Source organism: Streptomyces sp. WAC07094, assembly GCF_036320405.1.
Lineage (GTDB): Bacteria > Actinomycetota > Actinomycetes > Streptomycetales > Streptomycetaceae > Streptomyces > Streptomyces lannensis.
Map to the genome: position 1 here is coordinate 6403252 of NZ_JAVMJZ010000001.1, position 18940 is coordinate 6422191.

19 protein-coding genes are annotated in these 18940 nt (G+C 70.0%); 11 read left to right on the forward strand and 8 right to left on the reverse strand.

The genetic code is table 11. The annotated features are described in order from the left end of the window. The first annotated feature begins 66 nt into the window (after positions 1 to 66). On the forward strand, positions 67 to 1518 hold the full coding sequence (locus tag RCR19_RS28345) for an NCS2 family permease (protein ID WP_331267695.1): 1452 nt from the start codon (positions 67 to 69) through the stop codon (positions 1516 to 1518). Between the two features lie 40 nt (positions 1519 to 1558). Here the strand turns inward: RCR19_RS28345 and RCR19_RS28350 are convergent, their stop codons facing one another. The 3 genes from RCR19_RS28350 to RCR19_RS28360 all read right to left on the reverse strand — a co-directional run bounded on the left by RCR19_RS28350 (position 1559) and on the right by RCR19_RS28360 (position 4407). Further along, the gene (locus RCR19_RS28350) at positions 1559 to 3013 is read right to left on the reverse strand and encodes a penicillin-binding transpeptidase domain-containing protein (RefSeq protein ID WP_331267696.1); all 1455 of its coding nucleotides are present in this window, start codon (positions 3011 to 3013) and stop codon (positions 1559 to 1561) included. A gap of 145 nt (positions 3014 to 3158) precedes the next feature. After that, positions 3159 to 3632: a GNAT family N-acetyltransferase gene (locus tag RCR19_RS28355; protein WP_331267697.1), complete on the reverse strand. Its 474-nt coding sequence runs from the start codon at positions 3630 to 3632 to the stop codon at positions 3159 to 3161. Position 3633: 1 nt separating this feature from the next. Further along, on the reverse strand, positions 3634 to 4407 hold the full coding sequence (locus RCR19_RS28360) for an IclR family transcriptional regulator (protein ID WP_331267698.1): 774 nt from the start codon (positions 4405 to 4407) through the stop codon (positions 3634 to 3636). Between the two features lie 133 nt (positions 4408 to 4540). Between RCR19_RS28360 and RCR19_RS28365 the strand changes: the two genes are divergently transcribed. The 5 genes from RCR19_RS28365 to RCR19_RS28385 all read left to right on the forward strand — a co-directional run bounded on the left by RCR19_RS28365 (position 4541) and on the right by RCR19_RS28385 (position 9295). Further along, positions 4541 to 6070, forward strand: a complete 1530-nt coding sequence (locus tag RCR19_RS28365) for an aldehyde dehydrogenase (NADP(+)) (RefSeq protein WP_331267699.1) — start codon at positions 4541 to 4543, stop codon at positions 6068 to 6070. 113 nt (positions 6071 to 6183) lie between these two features. After that, positions 6184 to 6792 carry a DUF1349 domain-containing protein gene (locus RCR19_RS28370; protein ID WP_331267700.1) on the forward strand — a complete coding sequence of 203 codons (609 nt, stop codon included), beginning with the start codon at positions 6184 to 6186 and terminating at the stop codon, positions 6790 to 6792. Positions 6793 to 6852: 60 nt separating this feature from the next. After that, a complete protein-coding gene (locus RCR19_RS28375) occupies positions 6853 to 7356 on the forward strand; it encodes a GNAT family N-acetyltransferase (RefSeq protein WP_331267701.1) in 504 nt (167 codons plus the stop codon). 75 nt (positions 7357 to 7431) lie between these two features. After that, the gene (locus RCR19_RS28380) at positions 7432 to 8148 is read left to right on the forward strand and encodes a DsbA family oxidoreductase (RefSeq protein ID WP_331267702.1); all 717 of its coding nucleotides are present in this window, start codon (positions 7432 to 7434) and stop codon (positions 8146 to 8148) included. Positions 8149 to 8245: 97 nt separating this feature from the next. Beyond that, entirely contained in the window at positions 8246 to 9295 is a 1050-nt protein-coding gene (locus RCR19_RS28385) for an aminotransferase class V-fold PLP-dependent enzyme (RefSeq protein ID WP_331267703.1), read from the forward strand. 64 nt (positions 9296 to 9359) lie between these two features. On the opposite strand, the gene thpD is transcribed toward RCR19_RS28385, so the two are convergent. The 5 genes from thpD to RCR19_RS28410 all read right to left on the reverse strand — a co-directional run bounded on the left by thpD (position 9360) and on the right by RCR19_RS28410 (position 14037). Then, positions 9360 to 10247: an ectoine hydroxylase gene (thpD, locus tag RCR19_RS28390; protein WP_331267704.1), complete on the reverse strand. Its 888-nt coding sequence runs from the start codon at positions 10245 to 10247 to the stop codon at positions 9360 to 9362. 5 nt (positions 10248 to 10252) lie between these two features. After that, positions 10253 to 10651, reverse strand: coding sequence for an ectoine synthase (locus RCR19_RS28395; RefSeq protein ID WP_331267705.1), 399 nt, complete (start codon positions 10649 to 10651; stop codon positions 10253 to 10255). Between the two features lie 29 nt (positions 10652 to 10680). Next, entirely contained in the window at positions 10681 to 11952 is a 1272-nt protein-coding gene (ectB, locus tag RCR19_RS28400; protein ID WP_331267706.1) for a diaminobutyrate--2-oxoglutarate transaminase, read from the reverse strand. Between the two features lie 48 nt (positions 11953 to 12000). Next, positions 12001 to 12543, reverse strand: coding sequence for a diaminobutyrate acetyltransferase (gene ectA / locus RCR19_RS28405; protein ID WP_331267707.1), 543 nt, complete (start codon positions 12541 to 12543; stop codon positions 12001 to 12003). 372 nt (positions 12544 to 12915) lie between these two features. Then, complete coding sequence (locus tag RCR19_RS28410; protein ID WP_331267708.1) at positions 12916 to 14037, reverse strand: aminotransferase class V-fold PLP-dependent enzyme; 1122 nt, start codon at positions 14035 to 14037, stop codon at positions 12916 to 12918. 152 nt (positions 14038 to 14189) lie between these two features. Here RCR19_RS28410 and RCR19_RS28415 point away from each other — a divergent pair, with 152 nt between their 5' ends. The 5 genes from RCR19_RS28415 (at position 14190) to RCR19_RS28435 (ending at position 18919) form a co-directional block, all read left to right on the forward strand. After that, on the forward strand, positions 14190 to 15035 hold the full coding sequence (locus RCR19_RS28415; RefSeq protein ID WP_059128730.1) for a transporter substrate-binding domain-containing protein: 846 nt from the start codon (positions 14190 to 14192) through the stop codon (positions 15033 to 15035). After that, positions 15032 to 15877, forward strand: a complete 846-nt coding sequence (locus RCR19_RS28420; RefSeq protein WP_331267709.1) for an amino acid ABC transporter permease — start codon at positions 15032 to 15034, stop codon at positions 15875 to 15877. Before RCR19_RS28415 ends, RCR19_RS28420 begins: the two co-directional genes overlap by 4 nt. Beyond that, positions 15874 to 16668, forward strand: a complete 795-nt coding sequence (locus RCR19_RS28425) for an amino acid ABC transporter ATP-binding protein (protein WP_331267710.1) — start codon at positions 15874 to 15876, stop codon at positions 16666 to 16668. Before RCR19_RS28420 ends, RCR19_RS28425 begins: the two co-directional genes overlap by 4 nt. A 22-nt stretch (positions 16669 to 16690) precedes the next feature. Next, positions 16691 to 17782 (forward strand): amidohydrolase family protein, encoded by a 1092-nt coding sequence (locus RCR19_RS28430; RefSeq protein ID WP_331267711.1) that lies wholly within the window; start codon positions 16691 to 16693, stop codon positions 17780 to 17782. Between the two features lie 198 nt (positions 17783 to 17980). Continuing rightward, a complete protein-coding gene (locus tag RCR19_RS28435) occupies positions 17981 to 18919 on the forward strand; it encodes an SCO1860 family LAETG-anchored protein (RefSeq protein WP_331267712.1) in 939 nt (312 codons plus the stop codon). Positions 18920 to 18940: the final 21 nt, after the last annotated feature.

Here is an 18940-nt window from a genome sequence, read left to right on the forward strand (position 1 = left end):
GGTTCACCGGGGGAACAATCCAGCCAGCATCCGGCACCGGTCCACCAGGCAGCAAGGAGCACCGCCATGTCCGAAACGCAGAAGGCGGCCGACCGGTCGAGTGCCGCACCCCCCGCGGCGAACGGCGTCGACCGGTTCTTCAGGATCTCCGAACGCGGCTCCACCTTCGGCCGTGAGATACGCGGCGGCTTCGCCACGTTCTTCACCATGGCCTACATCCTCGTCCTGAATCCGATCATCCTGGGCAGCGCCAAGGACAAGTTCGGCCACCAGCTGGACACCGGCCAACTTGTCACCGCCACCGCCCTGGTGGCGTGCGTCATGACGGTCATCATGGGCGTCGGCGGCAATCTGCCGCTCGCCATCGCCGCCGGGCTCGGCCTCAACGCGGTCGTCGCCTTCCAGCTCGCCCCGCTGATGAGCTGGGCCGACGCCATGGGCCTCGTCGTCCTGGAAGGCATCGTCATCTGTGTTCTGGTCCTGACCGGGCTACGGGAGGCGATCATGAACGCCATCCCGCAGCAGCTGAAGCAGGCCATCGGCGTGGGCATCGGACTGTTCATCGCCTTCATCGGTTTCGTCGACGCCGGCTTCGTCAGCCGCATCCCCGACGCCGCGAACAGCACCGTGCCGGTGCAACTGGGCGCCGTGGGCCGGCTGACGGGCTGGCCCGTGCTGGTGTTCTGTCTCGGAGTGCTGCTGACCGTCGCCTTGCTGGCGCGCAAGGTGAAGGGCGCGATCCTGATCAGCATCGTGGCCATGACGGTCGTCGCGATCGTCATCGACGCCCTGGCGGACATCAAGAGCTGGGGCCTGACCACCCCCAAGGTCCCCGACACGATCGTGGCGAGCCCGGACTTCGGCCTCGTCGGTCACTTCAGCCTGTTCGGCGGCTTCGGGAAGGCCGGCGTGCTCACCGCCGTCCTGCTGGTCTTCACCCTGATCCTGTCCGACTTCTTCGACGCCATGGGCACCATCGTCGGCATCAGTGCGGAAGCCGGGCTGCTCGACGAGAACGGCAAGGTACCGGGCATCGGCCGCGTCCTGTTCATCGACGGTGCCGCCGCGGTGGCCGGCGGTGTCGCCTCCGGCTCGTCCAACACCGCCTACATCGAGTCCGCGGCCGGTGTCGGCGAGGGCGCGCGCACCGGATTCGCCAACCTCGTCACCGGTGGCCTCTTCGGGCTCGCGCTCTTCCTCACCCCGCTGCTGACCATCGTTCCGCTCCAGGCCGCGGCACCCGCGCTGATCGCGGTCGGCTTCCTGATGATGACCCATGTCAAGCACATCGACTGGGACAGGTACGAGATCGCCATCCCGGCGTTCCTGACCATCGCCGCGATGCCGTTCACCTACTCCATCACCGACGGCATCGGAGCCGGCTTCCTGTCGTACGTCCTCATCAAGGCCGTCCTCGGCAAGGCCAGGGAGGTCCACTGGCTGCTGTGGGGTGTGTCGGCCCTGTTCCTGGTGTACTTCGCGATCGACCCGGTGGAGCAGATCCTGGGCGTGAAGTGAGGTCCGGGGACGACCCCCGCCGGGGTCGTCCCCGCCGGCGCTAGCTCCCCAGCGCGGCCTGCATCATGGCCTTGGCGACGGGTGCCGCCAGCCCGTTGCCGCTGACCTCCGAGCGCGCTGCGTCCGACTGCTCGACCATCACCGCGACGGCGACCTGCTTGCCGTTCGTGTCCGACTTCGCGTACGACGTGAACCAGGCGTACGGCGTCTGGCTGTTGTTCTCGCCGTGCTGGGCAGTTCCGGTCTTTCCGCCGACGGTCGCCCCGGCGATCCGGGCGTTCGTGCCGGTGCCCTGCTCCACCACCGTCTGCATGGCGGACTGCAACTGCCGTGCGGTCGACGCGCTGACGATCCGCTCGGTCGGCGCGTCGTCGTCGTTCTGCAGCACGTCCCCGCCACTGTCGGTGATCTGCGAGACCATGTGCGCGGAGGCCAGCTCACCGTCATGGGCGATCGCCGCCGAGACCATGGCCATCTGCAGCGGGGTCGCCGTGACGTCGAACTGGCCGATGCCCGACAGCGCCGTCTGCGCCTTGTCCATGTCCGACGGGTACACGCTCGGGTACGCGCGCACCGGTACGTCCTGCCGGTCGTCGTTGAAGCCGAACTTCTCGGCCATCGCCCTGACCTTGTCCTGGCCGAGGTCGACGGCCATCTTGCCGAAGACGTTGTTGCAGGAGTAGCGCAGCGCCTGGCGGATCGAGGCGTTCTCGCACGGGGCGTTCGGGTTCTCGTTCGACAGCGCTTTGGTCGAGCCGGGCAGCATGTACGGATCGGGGCTGACCGTCCTCTGGTCCACCGACGCGTACAGTCCGTCCTCCAGCGCGGCGGCGGCGACCACCAGCTTGAACGTCGAGCCGGGCGGCAGCGGCTGGCGCAGCGCACGGTTGGTCAGCGGCTTCTCCGGGTCGTCGTTGAGCCGCTTCCACGCCGCCCCGGCGGTGTCGGCGTCGGTGAGCGCCGACGGGTCGTACGACGGGGTGGACACGACGGCGAGGATCCTGCCGGTCTTCGGGTCGATCGCGACGGCCGCGCCCTTCTTGCTGCCCAGTGCGCGGTAGGCGGCCTTCTGCACGGCCGGATCGATCGTCGTGACCACGTTGCCCGGGTGAGCCCGCTCGCCGGTGACGGTGTCCATGATGTTCTTCAGACGGCTGTCCGTGCCGTTGAGCAGGTCCTGGTAGATGCCCTCCAGCTGGGTCGGCGCGTAGCTCTGCGAGGCGTAGCCCGTCACCGCCGCGTACAGCCTGCCGTCCGTGTAGGTGCGTCGGTAGGCGAGGTCGCTTCCCTTCGTCCGCGCCGAGCCGGTGATCGAGTCGCCGGCCACGATGATGTTCCCGAGCGGTGCCGCGTACGTGGTGATCGCGTTTCGCCGGTTGTCCTTGTCGTCCGCGAGCGCCTTGCCGTCGTAGAACTGCACCCAGGTCGCCCTGACCAGCAGGGTGAGCACCAGGAGCAGCGCGAAGACGGAGGCGCGCCTGATCGTCTTGTTCATCCCGTCCTGGACGACGCTCGGGATCGACCGGATGGTTCCCTTTCGTCCGACTTCTCATCGGGACTTCATGAACGGCCGGGCGAGACCCCGGGTCCGGCACCGCACCGCGGACCGTTCGTCCCTTCGGGCATCCGGGCTGCGGCCTTCAGGGCTTCAGGACCAGGACGACCTCGTCGATCTCCTCACCACGGGCGTGCGCGAAGCCCCTCGCCCGGGCCGTCTGGGCGAAGCCGCACTTCTCGAGCACACGGCGCGAGCCCGCGTTGTCCGCGGCGGCCCGGGCGTACAGCGGGCGCTCCGGGATCTGCTCCAGCAGGATCCGCAGGGCGGCCGTCGCGATGCCCCGGCCCCAGTGGGCGCGGTCGATCCAGTACGTGACCTCGCGCTCACCCGGCTCGCCGTACACCGCGGCGCTGCCCACCACGTCACCGTCCGCCAGCACCGTGCGGACGTCGACGCCGGGCGAGGTGCGCGTCCGTGCCCAGTGGGCGTCGAAGCCGGCCCGGTCGGCCGGGTCCTCGGGGGTGAACGCGGCCATCCGCAGCGCCACCGGATCGTTCATGAGGCGGAAGAAGACGGGCAGGTCGCTGTCGTGCACCTCGCGCAGGGCGATCTCCACGTCACAGCCTCCGGGTCGCGAGGGTCAGCCGGTCCCGCGCGTCGAACAGCGCGTCCTTGATCATCTGCTCGTGTGCCGGGGTGAGCCGGGCGACCGGGACCGAGCAGCTGATCGCGTCACGGGCCGGCGTTCGGTAGGGGATGGCGACCCCGAAGCAGCGCAGTCCGAGGGTGTTCTCCTCGCGGTCGACGGCGAAGCCCTGCTCGCGGACCTGGTGCAGCTCCTGTATGAGCTTCTCCCGGTCGGTGATGGTGTGCTCCGTCAGCGCCGGCAGCGTCTCGGGCAGCATCTTGCGGACCTGTTCGTCGGTGTACGTGCTCAGCAGCACCTTGCCGAGCGACGTCGAATGCGCGGGCAGCCGGCGTCCGACACGGGTGAACGGCCGCAGGTAGTGCTGCGACTGGCGGGTCGCGAGGTAGACGACGTTCGTGCCGTCCAGGCGTGCCAGGTGGATCGTCTCCGTGGTGTCGTCCGACAGCCGGTCGAGGGTGGGGCGGGCCGCCGCCACCACCTCGTCGCCGTCGATGTACGACGTCCCCACGAGCAGGGCCCGCACCCCGATGCCGTAACGTGTGCCCGTCGCGTCGGTCTCGACCCAGCCCAGCTCCACGAGCGTGCGCAGCAGCATGTACAGGCTGGACTTGGGATATCCCACTTCCTCCTGCACGGCGGCCAGGGAGTGCATGCCGGGGCGGCCGGCGAAGTACTCGAGCAATTCGACCGTCCGCACCGCCGACTTGACCTGCGCCCCACCGCCCGTCTCGCCTGCCGACATCGCCCTTGACCCCTTCGTTCGACGGGAAATAGTCTCCGAGCAGCATATTCATCATCAGAGACAGTGTTCAGCATATCGAACATACCTGGTCGATGAGGTACGAACTGCGGCAAGACATCTGGAGGGATCCGCGGTGGCAGCAGCACCAGTCTGGAGTGTCGACCCCCGAACCGGGAAGCAGCGCGAACAGGTTGCGGTGGAGGCCACGGCCCAGGAGGTGGACGCCGCCGTCCGCGCGGCCCACTCCGTGCGCGGAGCCCTCGCCGACCGCACCGTCCGCTCGGCCTTCCTGCGTGCCGCCGCCGACCAGCTGGAGGCCGCGAAGGAGCAGCTCGTCGAGGCGGCCGACGCCGAGACCGCCCTCGGCCCGGTCCGGCTCACGGGTGAACTCGCCCGGACCTGTTATCAGTTGCGTGCCTTCGCGGACATCGTCGACGAGGGGGCCTTCCTCGACGTCGTGATCAACCACCCGGACGACACCGCGACACCGCCGATCCCGGACCTGCGCCGCTACAAGATCCCGCTCGGCGTCGTCGCGGTCTACTCCGCCTCCAACTTCCCCTTCGCCTTCTCGGTGGCGGGCGGCGACACCGCGAGCGCGCTCGCCGCGGGCTGCCCCGTCGTCGTCAAGGCCCACCCCGACCACCCCGCGCTCTCCGAACTGGTCGCGGCGACGCTGCGCCGGGCCGCCGTGTCGCACGGCATTCCCAAGGGCGTCGTCGGTCTGGTGCACGGCTTCGAGGCGGGCATCGAGCTGATCAAGCACCCGCTGGTCGCCGCCGCCGGGTTCACCGGCTCCGTGCGCGGTGGCCGCGCGCTCTTCGACGCGGCGGCGGCCCGCCCCGTGCCGATCCCCTTCCACGGCGAACTCGGCTCGCTCAACCCGGTGGTCGTCACCGAGGCGGCCGCCGCCGAGCGCGCCGAGGCCATCGGGGCCGGGCTCGCCGGCTCCATGACGCTCGGCGTGGGCCAGTTCTGCGTCAAGCCGGGATTCGTCCTGGCCCCCGCGGGCGCGTCCGGCGACCGCCTGGTGAAGTCCCTGACCGACGCCGTCAGCGACACCGAGGCGGGGGTCCTGCTCGACCACCGCATGCGGGACAACTTCCTCGCCGGAGTGGCCGAGCGCGCCGAGCTCCCCGATGTGGAGTCCCCGGTCACGGCCGGCGCGTGCGGCGAGCACACCGTCAGCGCCGGCTTCCTCACCGTGCCGGCCGAGAAGCTCACCGACGCGGGGGAGTACGACCTCCTGCTGGAGGAGTGCTTCGGCCCGCTCACGGTCGTGGCGCGCTACGAGGACGAGGACGAGGTCAAGCGGGTACTGGACCGGCTCCCCGGCAACCTCACCGCAACGGTCCACCTGTCGACGCAGGAGGCCGCGGGCGAGGGCCGTGGCGCGGAGATCCTCGCGGAACTGACCCCGCTCGCCGGACGCGTGCTCGTCAACGGCTGGCCGACGGGTGTCGCGGTGGCGCCCGCGCAGCACCACGGCGGCCCCTACCCGGCGACGACGTCCACCTCCACGTCGGTCGGCGGGACGGCCATCGAGCGGTGGCTGCGGCCCGTCGTCTACCAGGGCGCCCCCGAGGCGCTGCTGCCTCCGGAGCTGCGGGACGACAATCCGCTCGGGCTGCCGAGGCGCTTCGACGGGCGCCTGGAGAGGTGATCGTCCCGGGGCCGCGGCGCGTCGCCTCCGGCGCGTTGCGGCCCGCGGGTGCTTTCGTGGTGGATGGCGGGGTTCCCCGCGCCGCTCCGGAGCGTGCCTGAGAGACTTCGTCAATGGACGTTGAACTTCCCGAACTCCCGTTCTCCCTGCGTACGTACGGGCCCGACGGTCACTGGTCGTACGAGGACGGGGTGCTCACCGGCTGGTCGGGTGCCCGGCAGGATCGATTCGTTCCGCCCACGGGCGAGGCTCTGGAACCGGCCTCGGACGCTCCCCGGCTCCTGGGCGCGCCCGAGGGCGACTTCCAGCTGATCGCCAGGGTGACCGTCGGCTTCAACGCGTCCTTCGACGCCGGAGTGCTCTACGTCCATGTCGGCGAACGGGCCTGGGCCAAGCTCTGCCTGGAGTACTCGCCGGACGTGCCCACCGTCTGCACGGTGGTCACCCGCGGCCACTCCGACGACGCGAACTCCTTCACCGTGGAGGGGAGTTCGGTGTGGCTCCGGGTCAGCCGCACCGGCCGGGCCTTCGCCTTCCACGCTTCTCGTGACGGCGAGCGCTGGACGTTCGTGCGCCTGTTCACCCTGGGCGACGAGAAGGAGACGGGGGCGGCGCTCGTGGGCTTCATGACCCAGTCGCCCATGGGGGAGGGGTGCGTGGTGACGTACGAGGGCATCGAATTCCGTGCGAACTGGCCCCAGGACCTGAGAGACGGGAGCTGAAGCGCGCCGCCGCTGCCGCGGACCTGGAACCGGCCCGGACGCGTCCACGTCTCTGGTTGCATGATCAGAGACCGTGTGGCCGGGGACCGGGTGATCCGAACCGCTCTGCCCGCCGAGGTACGAGCCGTCGCCGATCTGCACGCCCGTGCCCGGGCGACCTACTACCCCGACGGGCCGCCGCAGGACGGCACCGACTGGCTCGCCGCCTGGCGAGGTGCCCTCGAGCGGCCCGACGGGCAGGTGATGTGTGTCGTCGAACGCGGCGGCATCGTCGCCGTCGCGTCCTTCCGTACGCCGCCCGGTACGCCGCAGGACACCGTGAAGCTCTTCCAGTTCCACGTCGACCCCGGGCACTGGCGTCGGGGCGTCGGCTCCGTGCTGCACGCGGCCTGTGTGGAGCAGTGGCAGGCCGACGGCAAACGGAGCGCCGTCCTCGACGTGCACGTGGACAACCGGCGCGCCCAGGCCTTCTACACCCGCCTCGGATGGGTCCCGGACCCGGAGAACCCGCCCGTCGAAGGGGATCACCACCTCGTCCTCCGGTACGCGGTTCCACGGGAATGAAGGGAATCGCTTGAACGTTCACACAGGTCACGGAGGGAGTCTCCGTACCGTGCGAACTGGAGAGAAGCCGAAGACATGCGCGTGGAGATCTGGAGCGACATCGCCTGCCCGTGGTGCTACGTGGGCAAGGCCCGCTTCGAGAAGGCGCTCGGGGCCTTCCCGCACCGCGATCAGGTCGAGGTGGTGCACCGCTCCTTCGAGCTGGATCCGCACCGTGCCAAGAACGACGTCCAGCCGGTTCTCACGATGCTCGCCAAGAAGTACGGGATGAGCGAGGCGCAGGCACAGGCCGGCGAGAAGAACCTCGGCACGCAGGCCGCCGCCGAGGGTCTGGACTACCGCACCCAGGGCCGCGACCACGGCAACACCTTCGACATGCACCGCCTGCTCCACTTCGCCAAGGAGCAGGGCAGGCAGGACCGGCTGATCCAGATCCTGTACCGGGCGAACTTCGCCGAGGAGCGGTCCCTCTTCACCGAGGGCGACGAGCGGCTGGTGGAGCTTGCCGTGGAAGCCGGACTCGACGCCGAGGCGGTCCGCACGGTCCTCGCCGACCCGGCCGCGTACGCCGACGCCGTGCGCGCGGACGAGCGGGAGGCGGCCGAGCTGGGCGCGAACGGTGTGCCGTTCTTCGTGCTCGACCGGAAGTACGGCGTCTCCGGCGCGCAGCCCGCGGAGGTCTTCACCCAGGCGCTGACCCAGGCCTGGGGCGAGCGCCCGCCGCTGAAGCTGATCGAGGACGGCGGCGCGGAGGCCTGCGGCCCGGACGGGTGCGCGGTCCCGCAGAACTGAGAAGCGGCAGCTCGGCGCGGATGTATAAGCGTTGCTTGAGGACACCACGTACACATCGGCAATGGACTGTGACTTCATGGGGCCGCACAGTGGTCCCATGGAGACCTTCGAGAGCCTCGTCCGTGCCGAGTTCGCCCCGAAGAACACATATCTGAACACCGCCGCGGTCGGGCTGCTGCCCTCCCGCGCCGTGCACGCCCTGCGGACGGCCGTGGAGTCGGTCGCCGCGGGGCAGCCCACCGACATGTTCGCCGACGTGGAGGCGGCCCGGGCCTCAATCGCCCGGCTGACCCGTGTTCCGGCGAGCCGGGTGGCGGCCGGGTCCTCGGTGGCCACCTACACCGGGCTGATCGCCGCCTCGCTGCCCGAGGGCGCCGAAGTCCTGACCGCCGAGGCCGACTTCAGCTCCGTGGTGAACCCCTTCCACATGCGCGGGGACCTGAAGGTGCGCGCCGTGCCGCTGGAGCGTCTCGCCGATTCGGTGCGCCCGGGCACCGCGCTCGTGGCGGTGAGCGCCGCCCAGTCCGCCGACGGACGCGTGGCCGACCTGCCCGCGATCCGTGCCGCCGCGCGGGAGCACGGGGCGCGCACGTACATCGACGCGTCGCAGGCCCTCGGCTGGCTGGACCTCGACGCGGACGCCCACGACTATGTCGCGGCCGTCGCCTTCAAGTGGCTGTTCTGCCCGCGGGGCGTGGCGTTCCTGGTCGTCCCTGAGGATCTCGGCGGCATCCCCCCGCTGTTCGCCGGCTGGGTCGCCGGCGAGCGGCCCTGGGACAGCTGCTACGGCCCCGTCGAGGAACTCGCCCGTTCGGCACGCCGCTTCGACGAGAGTCCCGCGCTGCTCTCCTACGCGGGCGCCCGCCGCTCTCTCGAACTGCTCGAGGAACTCGGCGTGGAGGCCGTCTGCGCGCACGACCTCGCCCTCGCCGACCGCTTCCGCGCGGGCCTCGGTGACCTCGGCCACGAGCCGGTCCCCGCGCCGGGTTCGCCGATCGTGTCCGTTCCCGGACTCGGCCACCGGCAGGGCGGGTTGAGCGACGCGGGGCTCGAGGTCTCCGACCGGGCGGGCCATCTGCGGGCCGCCTTCCATCTGTACAACACGCCCGCGGACGTCGACCGCCTGCTGGATGCGCTGTCCCGCTGAACAGAACCGGGCCGGGGCCTCATGTCCCACACGAGGAGGCCCCGGCCCGGCGGTCACGGTGCGGTCACCGCACGGGGGTGAAGTCCCGCGCCCCGATGAACTCCGGACGCCGGACCGGCGCCGCGAACGGTTCCACCGCCCTGTTCTCCACGCTGTTGAACACGATGAAGACGTTGCTGCGCGGGAACGGTGTGATGTTGTCGCCCGACCCGTGCATGCAGTTGCAGTCGAACCAGGTCGCCGAGCCGGCCTTCCCGGTGAACAGGCGGATGCCGTACTCGCCCGCCATCGCGGTCAGCGCCTCGTCGGACGGCGTGCCCGCGTCCTGCATCTGCAGCGACTTCTTGTAGTTGTCCTCGGGCGTGGCCCCGGCGCAGCCGAGGAACGTCCGGTGCGACCGCGGCATGATCATGAGGCCGCCGTTGGTGTCGTGGTTCTCGGTCAGGGCGATCGAGACGGACACCGTCCGCATGTTCGGCAGTCCGTCCTCGGCGTGCCAGGTCTCGAAGTCGGAGTGCCAGTAGAAGCCACTGGCCCCGAACCCCGGCTTGACGTTGATCCGCGACTGGTGGACGTACACGTCCGAGCCGAGGATCTGCCGCGCCCGCCCGACGACGCGCTCGTCGCGGACGAGCTTCGCGAAGACCTCGCTGATCCTGTGGACCTCGAAGACGGACCGGATCTCCTTGGACTTCGGCTCCACGATCGAACGTTCGTCGGCGCGGATCCGCGGGTCGCTGACGAGCCGCTCCAACTCCTGCTGGTACACGGCGACTTCGTCCTGACCGATGAGCTGGTCGATGGAGAGGAAGCCGTCGCGCTCGTACGCCTGGAGGTCATCCACGGAGACCGGCCCCGGCGTTCCGGGAGCGCCCCAGACGACCGGGTCCTGCCGGGGGACGGACACCTCGGTCGCGCCCCGGCTCGGGTAGAGATCGGTGACGGTGGTCATGTGCTTCACACCTCCTCGGTGAGCAGCGGGTAGACGCCGTTCTCGTCGTGGTCCTCCCGGCCGGTCACGGGCGGGTTGAAGACGCAGATGCAGCGGAAGTCCTTCTTCACCCGCAGCGTGTGCCGCTCGTGCCCGTCCAGGAGGTACATGGTCCCGGGAGTGATGGTGTACGCCTTCCCGGTCTCCTGGTCGGTCAGTTCGGCCTCGCCCTCGACACAGACGACGGCCTCGATGTGGTTCGCATACCACATGGACGTCTCCGTGCCCGCGTACAGGATCGTCTCGTGGAGGGAGAAGCCGACCTTCTCCCTGGCCAGGACGATGCGCTTGCTCTCCCAGGTGCCGGACGCCGACTTGATGTGCCGGTCGGTGCCTTCGATCTCCTTGAACGAACGGACGATCACGGTGGTGCGTGCCTCCTTCTGGGGGTTGTTCAGACGGTCTCGCGGACGGCCCGGGCGAGGGTGCTGAGGCCCTCGTCCAGCTCGTCGGGGGTGACGGTGAGGGCGGGGAGCAGTTTGACGACCTCGCTCTCGGGGCCGGAGGTCTCCACCAGCAGCCCGAGCTCGAAGGCACGGTGGGCGACACGTCCGGCACGTTCCTTGTCGTGGAACTCCAGTCCCCAGACCAGCCCGCGTCCGCGGTACTCCTTGATGTCGGCGAGGTTCTCCTCGGTGATCGAGATCAGCTCCTGCTCGATCTGCTCGCCGCGCGTGCGGGTCTGCTTCTCCATGGCGGACCCGTCGGTCCAGTAGGTCTCCAGTGCGGCGGTGGCCGTGACGAACGCGGGATTGTTGCCGCGGAAGGTGCCGTTGTGCTCGCCCGGCTCCCAGATGTCGAGCTCGGGCTTGAACAGGCACAGCGACATCGGCAGTCCGTAGCCGCTGATGGACTTGGACACGGTGACGATGTCGGGCACGATCCCGGCCTCCTCGAACGAGAAGAAGGCGCCGGTACGGCCGCAGCCCATCTGGATGTCGTCGACGATCAGCAGCATGTCGCGGCGTGCGCACAGATCGGCGAGCCGCCGCAGCCACTCGGCGCGGGCGACATTGATGCCGCCCTCGCCCTGCACGGTCTCCACGATGACGGCGGCGGGCCGGTTGAGTCCCGACCCCTGGTCTTCCAGGAGCCGCTCGAACCACAGGAAGTCCGGGACCTGCCCGTCCAGATAGTGGTCGAAGGGCATGGGCGTCCCGTGGACGAGCGGAATCCCGGCACCGGCGCGCTTGAAGGCGTTGCCGGTGACGGCGAGAGAGCCCAGGGACATGCCGTGAAAGGCGTTGGTGAAGGACACGATGGCCTCGCGGCCCTTCACCTTGCGGGCCAGCTTGAGAGCGGACTCGACGGCGTTGGTACCGGTGGGGCCCGGGAACATCACCTTGTACGGCAGATCCCGCGGCCGCAGCACGAGGTCCTGGAACGTCCGCAGGAAGGAACGCTTGGCCGTGGTCGACATGTCCAGCCCGTGGGTGATGCCGTCCCGCTCCAGGTAGTCGATCAACGCCCGTTTCAGGACGGGGTTGTTGTGCCCGTAGTTGAGGGAACCGGCGCCGGCGAAGAAGTCGAGGTACTCGTGGCCGTCCTCGTCGTAGAGGCGGCTGCCCTGCGCGCGGTCGAAGACGGTGGGCCAGCCGCGGCAGTAGCTGCGCACCTCCGACTCCAGGGTCTCGAAGACGCTGAGGTCGGGCTGGGTGATGGTCACGGCGAAAACGCTCCTCGATGCGTGGGGGAGGGGAGAAGTGCGTGCAGGTCAGAAGGCGAGGGGGCCGATGCGGTAGAGGACCTCGGGGTCGTGCGGTCCGTCGGGGAACTGACGGGCGTCGAAGAGGACCTCGCGTTCCACGGCCGCGCCATGGCGTCGCGCGTACGTCGTGAACAGGCGCTCGGAGGCGGTGTTGCCGGGGGTGATCGTCGTCTCGACCGTGGTCACGGCGTGCTCCTTGGCGGCCCGTGCCGTGACCGCGTCGAGCAGTCGCGCCGCGAGGCCCTGCCCGCGGTGGGCGGAGTCCACGGCCACCTGCCACACCAGGAGGGTGTGCGGGCGGTCGGGCCTGAGGTACGCGGTGAGGAATCCGACGGGACGACCGTCGGAGCCGGCGCGCACCACCGCCGAGGTGCCGGCGAAGTCACGGCACCACAGCAGGTAGCTGTAGGAGGAGTTCAGGTCGAGGGTTCCGGAGTCCTTGGCGATGCGCCAGAGTGCGGCACCGTCCGCCACCTCCGGACGGTCGATCCGCAGCCCCTCCGGCATTTCCAGGAATTCCGCTTGCAGGTCTGCTTGTGCGGCGGTCATGTCGATGGAATTTACCCACGGAAATTCAAAATTGCATCGCCGAAAGGGGTTACGGAAGCATCTCACCTGTGTTATCACGCGGGCGTGAGTGACCACCGAGGCGTGGAGGAATTGTCTGACTACGCCCGATAAATACCGCACAAAAGGGGCGCAGTGTGGAGTCGGTCACATCACTGCAACCCTCGCGAGATCTGCCCGGAATAAGCCGGTTGGTGTTCGCGGAATCTTGTTGTTTAGGTCAGAAGAAAGCGGGCAGACGAATATGGGCAGCTGCCCTGAGGGGAATTCGATAATTACGCGGAAGGGGCCTGGAAAGCAATGCCGATTTCAGGCACCGGTCATACCGCCGAGGCCCCCGCGGCGCGCCCTCGTTCAGCCCCACGCCCGGTCGGCCGCCCCGCGGGCGGCCGCGGTGTCCACGACGGCCCCGAAGTCGCCGAGCGCGGTGCCCAGGGCGGTCAGGCTCTCCCGGACGACCTCGGGGGTCGCGTCGGCCCCGTAGTGGTTGACCCTGATCATCTCCTTCGCCAGCGCACCCCCACCCGCGGAGAGCGGCAGTGCGGGGCCCGACTCCAGGGCCTTGGCGACCAGTTCGGCCGCGACCACACCGGAGGGGGTCCGCAGGGTCGTGGCGACGGGCGCCGCCTCCGCGGCCTCGAGCACATAGGGCTCCAGGCCCCCGCCGAGGGCGAGCACGCCCGCCCGCGTCGCCGCGGCGGCGGACCGGTGCCGGGCGATCACGGCGTCCAGGCCCGCGTTCTCGATCCGCTCCAGACATGCCTCCAGCGCCAGCATCTCCAACTGCGCCGGGGCGTGGAGCAGCGCCTTGCGGCCGGCGTCGATCCAGCGCTCCTTCCAGTCCAGGAGCGAGAGGTACGACCGGCGCGGAGCCCGCGGGTTGACCGCCATCCGGGTCCAGGCGCGCCGGCTCACGGACACCGCCGAGACGCCGGCCGGTCCGCCCATCGCCTTCTGGGCCCCGATCACGCACAGGTCCACGCCCCATGCGTCCGGCAGCACCGGCTCGGCGCCGATCGAGGCGACCGCGTCCAGATAGAACAGTGCGCCGTGCTCCCGTACCACCGCGCCGATCTCCGCCACCGGGTTCGTGTTTCCGGTTGCGGCCTCGGCGTGCACCAGGGAGACGAAGTCGATCTCCGGGTGCTCGGCGAGCGCCTCACGGACCTGCGCCGCCGTGGCCGCGGTGTGGAACGGGACGGCGAGGTCGTGCACCGTGGCGCCGCAGTCCCGCAGCCAGTCCCCGAACGTCTGCCCGTACGGTCCGGTGATCACGTTCAGTGCCGTGGTGCCGGGCCCGGCACTGCCGCGGATCGCACCCTCCAGGGGGAGCAGCGCCTCGCCTTGCATGATCACGACGTCCTGCCCGGTGGACAGCAGTCGTGCCACCCGGTCCTCGATCGAGGCGAAGCGGTCGGTGCTCAGCGGGGCGAGGTCCAGGAAGGGGTGGGTCACGGCGGCGCTCTCCTCACTCATGGGTTCGACGATTCGAGGGTAACCGGGCGTGTGATGCGCCACTTATCGGCACATTCTCAGGTGAATCGACCTTTCGACCATTGGATTGGTTTGAGAGGCTCCAACCTTTCCTTATAATCGGAACTCATAGCTCCCCCATAGAGAGGTCCCCCGTGAACTCGCTCCTCGGGCGCCGGGCCCGCATCCTGGCCGCCACCACCGCGACGGCCGGTTTGGTATTCGTGGCCGGCTGCACCTCGAGCGGTGACGGCGGCAGCAAGACGGCCGCCGGCGGGGTGGAACTCGCCAAGGCCGGCCGGCTGACCACCTGCACGCATCTGCCGTACCCGCCCTTCCAGTCGGAGATCGACGGCAAGGTGCAGGGCTTCGACGTCTCGCTGATCGACCTGGTCGCCAAGGACCTCGGCGTGAAGCAGGACATCCTCGACACGCCCTTCGAGAACTTCAAGACCGGCGCGTTCCTCAACTCCGAGCAGTGCGACGTCGCGGCCGCCGGTATGACGATCACCGACGAGCGCAAGAAGCACGTCGACTTCTCCGACCCGTACTTCGACGCCACCCAGGCCGTCCTGGTGGACAAGAAGAGCGGCATCACCTCGCTCGCCGACGTGAAGGCCAAGGGCAGGAAGCTCGGTGCCCAGGCGCAGACCACCGGCGAGGACTACGCCAAGAAGCAGGGCTTCGACCCGGTCTCCTTCGAGTCCTCCGACGCCGTGATCAACGGCCTGCGCACCGGCCAGGTCCAGGCGGTCGTCATCGACTACCCGGTCGTCCAGGGCTGGCTCAAGGACAAGGCCAACGCCGACGCCTTCCAGGTGGTCGACAACCTCAACACCGGTGAGCAGTACGGCTTCACGGTGAAGAAGGGCAACCGCAAGCTCCTCGACGCCATAGACAAGGCGCTCAAGGACGCGAAGGCCGACGGCACGTACAAGAAGCTGTACGAGAAGTGGATCGGCCCCTACAACGCGTCGGTCGCCTCGCCCTCCGCCTCATGAGCGGGGTCACCGAACCGGCCGGCGCAGGGACGCGGCCCCGCGCGAAGGGCCTGACACGACGTCAGAGGCGCAGGGTGTCGCGCGGCGCCCAGTACGTCGTCTTCGTGGCCGCCGTGATCGCCTTCGCGTTCGCGGCGGACTGGGGGCGGCTGCAGGACCAGTTCGCGCAGGTGGACATCGCCCGGCAGATGTTCCCCGACGTCATCACACTGGCGCTCAGGAACACCGTGCTCTACACCGTGTCCGGCTTTGTGGTCGGACTGGTCCTCGGCATGGTCCTCGCGCTCATGCGGCTGTCCTCGGTGGGTCCCTACCGCTGGGTCGCCGGCATCTACATCGAGATCTTCCGCGGCCTGCCCGCCCTGCTGATCTTCGTTTTCATCGGTGTGGCCGTGCCCCTGGCCTTCCCCGGTACGGAGATCGTCGGCGGAACCTACGGCAAGGTGGCCATCGCGCTCGGTCTGGTGGGCGCCGCGTACATGGCGGAGACGTTCCGCGCCGGTATCCAGGCGGTGCCCAAGGGGCAGATGGAGGCGGCCCGTTCGCTGGGCTTCTCGCCCGCCCGGGCCATGATCTCGATCGTCGTCCCGCAGGCGTTCCGGATCATCCTCCCGCCGCTCACCAATGAGCTGGTACTGCTGTTCAAGGACTCCTCGCTGGTGCTGCTGCTGGGCGTCACCCTGGAGGAGCGCGAGCTGTCGAAGTTCGGGCGGGACCTGGCCAGCCAGACCGCCAACTCCACGCCCATCCTCGTCGCCGGCCTGTGCTACCTGCTGGTCACGATCCCGCTCGGCTTCGTCGTGCGCCGCCTGGAGTCGAAGGCCAGGGAGGCCGTCAAGTGAGCAGTTCCGCACAGATCCGGATCCGGGACCTCCACAAGTCCTTCGGCGAGAACGAGGTGCTGCGCGGGATCGACCTGGAGATCGGCGAGGGCGAGGTGGTCTGTGTCATCGGTCCGTCCGGCTCCGGCAAGTCGACCCTGCTGCGCTGTGTGAACCTGCTGGAGGAACCCGGCAGGGGCCAGGTGTTCGTCGGCGGCACCGAGGTGACCGACCCGGACGTGGACATCGACGCCGTCCGCCGCCGTATCGGCATGGTGTTCCAGCAGTTCAACCTGTTCCCGCACCTCACGGTGACCGAGAACCTCACCCTGCCGCAGCGCCGGGTCCTCGGGCGGGACAAGGCGGCGTCCGCCAGGACCGCGGCCGAGAACCTGGCGCGCGTCGGCCTTTCCGAGAAGGCGGACGCGTACCCCTCCGCCCTGTCCGGCGGCCAGCAGCAGCGCGTCGCCATCGCCCGGGCGCTCGCCATGGGCCCGCAGGTGATGCTCTTCGACGAGCCGACCTCCGCGCTCGACCCCGAGCTGGTGGGCGACGTCCTCGCCGTGATGCGCATGCTCGCCGACGAGGGCATGACCATGATGGTGGTCACCCACGAGATGACGTTCGCGCGCGAGGTCGCCGACCGGGTCGTCTTCATGGACGGCGGAGTCGTCGTCGAGCAGGGCACGCCCGAGCAGGTCATCGGCGCCCCGCGGCACGAGCGCACCCGCCACTTCCTCTCCCGGCTCCTCGATCCGGCGATGGCCGAGGTGGAGGAGGGGAGCTCCGGCCAGGTGGGCAAGGCCGGGTAGCGGGCGAACTAAGGTGCAGTACATGAGCGATCACGCGGTGCTGCATGTGAAGGGGCGGGTGCTCGTCGGGGCCGAGGAGATCCGCGACGAGGTGTGGGTGGTCGGCGGCCGGATCTCCTACGACCGGCCCGAGGGCGCCCGTGACGTCCGTACCGTCGAGGGCTGGGCGCTGCCCGGTCTCGTCGACGCCCACTGCCATGTGGGTCTCGACGCCCACGGCCCGGTGCCCGAGGACGTCTCCGAGAAGCAGGCGCTGACCGACCGGGACGCCGGCACCCTGCTGATCCGTGACGCGGGATCGCCGTCGGACACCCGCTGGATCGACGACCGCGACGACCTCCCGAAGATCGTCCGGGCGGGCCGGCACATCGCGCGCACACGCCGCTACGTCCGCAACTACGCCTGGGAGATCGAACCGGGGGACCTGGTCGCGTACGTGGCCCAGGAGGCTCGCCGCGGCGACGGCTGGGTCAAGCTGGTCGGCGACTGGATCGACCGGGAGGCCGGGGACCTGACCGCCTGCTGGCCGCGAGACGCGGTGCAGGCGGCGATCGCGGAGGCGCACCGCCTGGGTGCACGCGTCACCGCGCACTGCTTCGCCGAGGACTCGCTGCGCGACCTGGTCGAGGCGGGCATCGACTGCATCGAGCACGCGACGGGCCTGACCGAGGAGACGATCCCGCTGTTCGCCGAGCGGGGTGTCGCGATCGTGCCCACCCTCGTGAACATCGCGACCTTCCCGAAGCTCGCGGACGGCGGTGAGTCCCGCTTCCCGCGCTGGTCGGCGCATATGCGACGGCTGCACGAGCGGCGCTACGACACCGTGCGGTCCGCCTACGACGCCGGCATCCCGGTGTACGTCGGCACCGACGCGGGCGGCGGCCTGCCGCACGGGCTGGTCGCGGCCGAGGTGGCGGAACTGGTGACCGCCGGGATCCCGCCGGTGCAGGCCCTGTCGGCGGCGGCGTGGGGTGCCCGGCGGTGGCTCGGCCGGCCCGGTCTGGAGGAGGGGGCCGCCGCGGACCTCGTGGTGTACGAGACGGATCCGCGGGCGGACGTACGGGTGCTCGCGGTGCCGCGGCGGGTGGTGCTGAACGGACGCGTGGTCGGTTAGGGATCTCCCCGCGCTCCGGTCGCGCCCCCGGTGCGGGGGATGCGTGGGTGACGCGGGGGAACAAGCGTGCCGCCGGTTTCGAAGATCCTTGCGAGCGATCCACGATGGAGTGAAGTCACGCGGTGTTGCTGACGGCTCACTCCCGGTACGAAATTCTTTCCGGGTCCCGAGCTTGTCTCCTCTGGGGGTCCCACCACCATGAACGGCACCACCTTCCGTATGCCCGCACACCGACTGGCCACCGTCGCGGTGGCCACCGCACTGGCCGCCGGTCCCGCCGCGCTGGCGGGCGCCGGGTCCGCCGGCGCGACTGAGGACCAAGGGCGCGCGAGCGCCGTCGTGCTGCGGACCGGACTGGACGTGTCCCTGCTCAAGAAGACCGTGAACGTCCCGCTCGCGGTCTCCCTCAACGAGGTGCAGGCACCGCGGAGCGCCGAACAGACCGCGCTGTCGGCCCGTCTGAAGGGAGTCGCCGGCGGGCGCCCCTTCGACGTGGTGCGGGCTGACGCCGCCACGGCGCGGGCGACGGTGTCCGAGTCGGGCGCGGAGGCGTCCACGAACCTCACCCGTGCGCGGGTCCATGTGCCCGGGCTGCCGATGCTCTCCCTGATCGAGGTCGACGGCGTCACGTCCAAGGCGGTGTGCGAGGTGGGGAAGAGGCCCGTCGCCACGGCCAACGTGCTGGGCGCGGTGACCGTGCTCGGGCGGAAGGTCACGGTGTCGGCGGCCGGACCGACGAGGGTTAAGGCGCCTGGAGTCGGCGAGGTGCGGCTGGAGGTGTCGCCGACCCGGACGACGTCCCGGACGGCGGCGGCGTCGGCGCTGGTGCTCACGGTGTCCGTGAACCCGCTCAACCTGAACGTGGCGGAGGTGAAGGGCACCGTGACCCTGGGAGGAGCCACGTGCGAGACCCCCGCCGCCCCGGCGTCGCAGGCCCCCGCGTCCGACGCACCGCAGGAGACGGCCGCGCCTGCGACGGAACCGCCCGGGGACGTGAAACCGCAGGGGGCGCCCGCGAAGGCCGACCTGGCGGAGACCGGCGGCAGTTCTGCCACGCCCTATGTCGTGGGCGGAGCGGTCGTACTGCTGGTGGCGGGCGCGGGTGTGCTGGGAGTGGCACGCCGCCGCCGCGGCTGATGCCTGCCGCCTGAGCAGGGC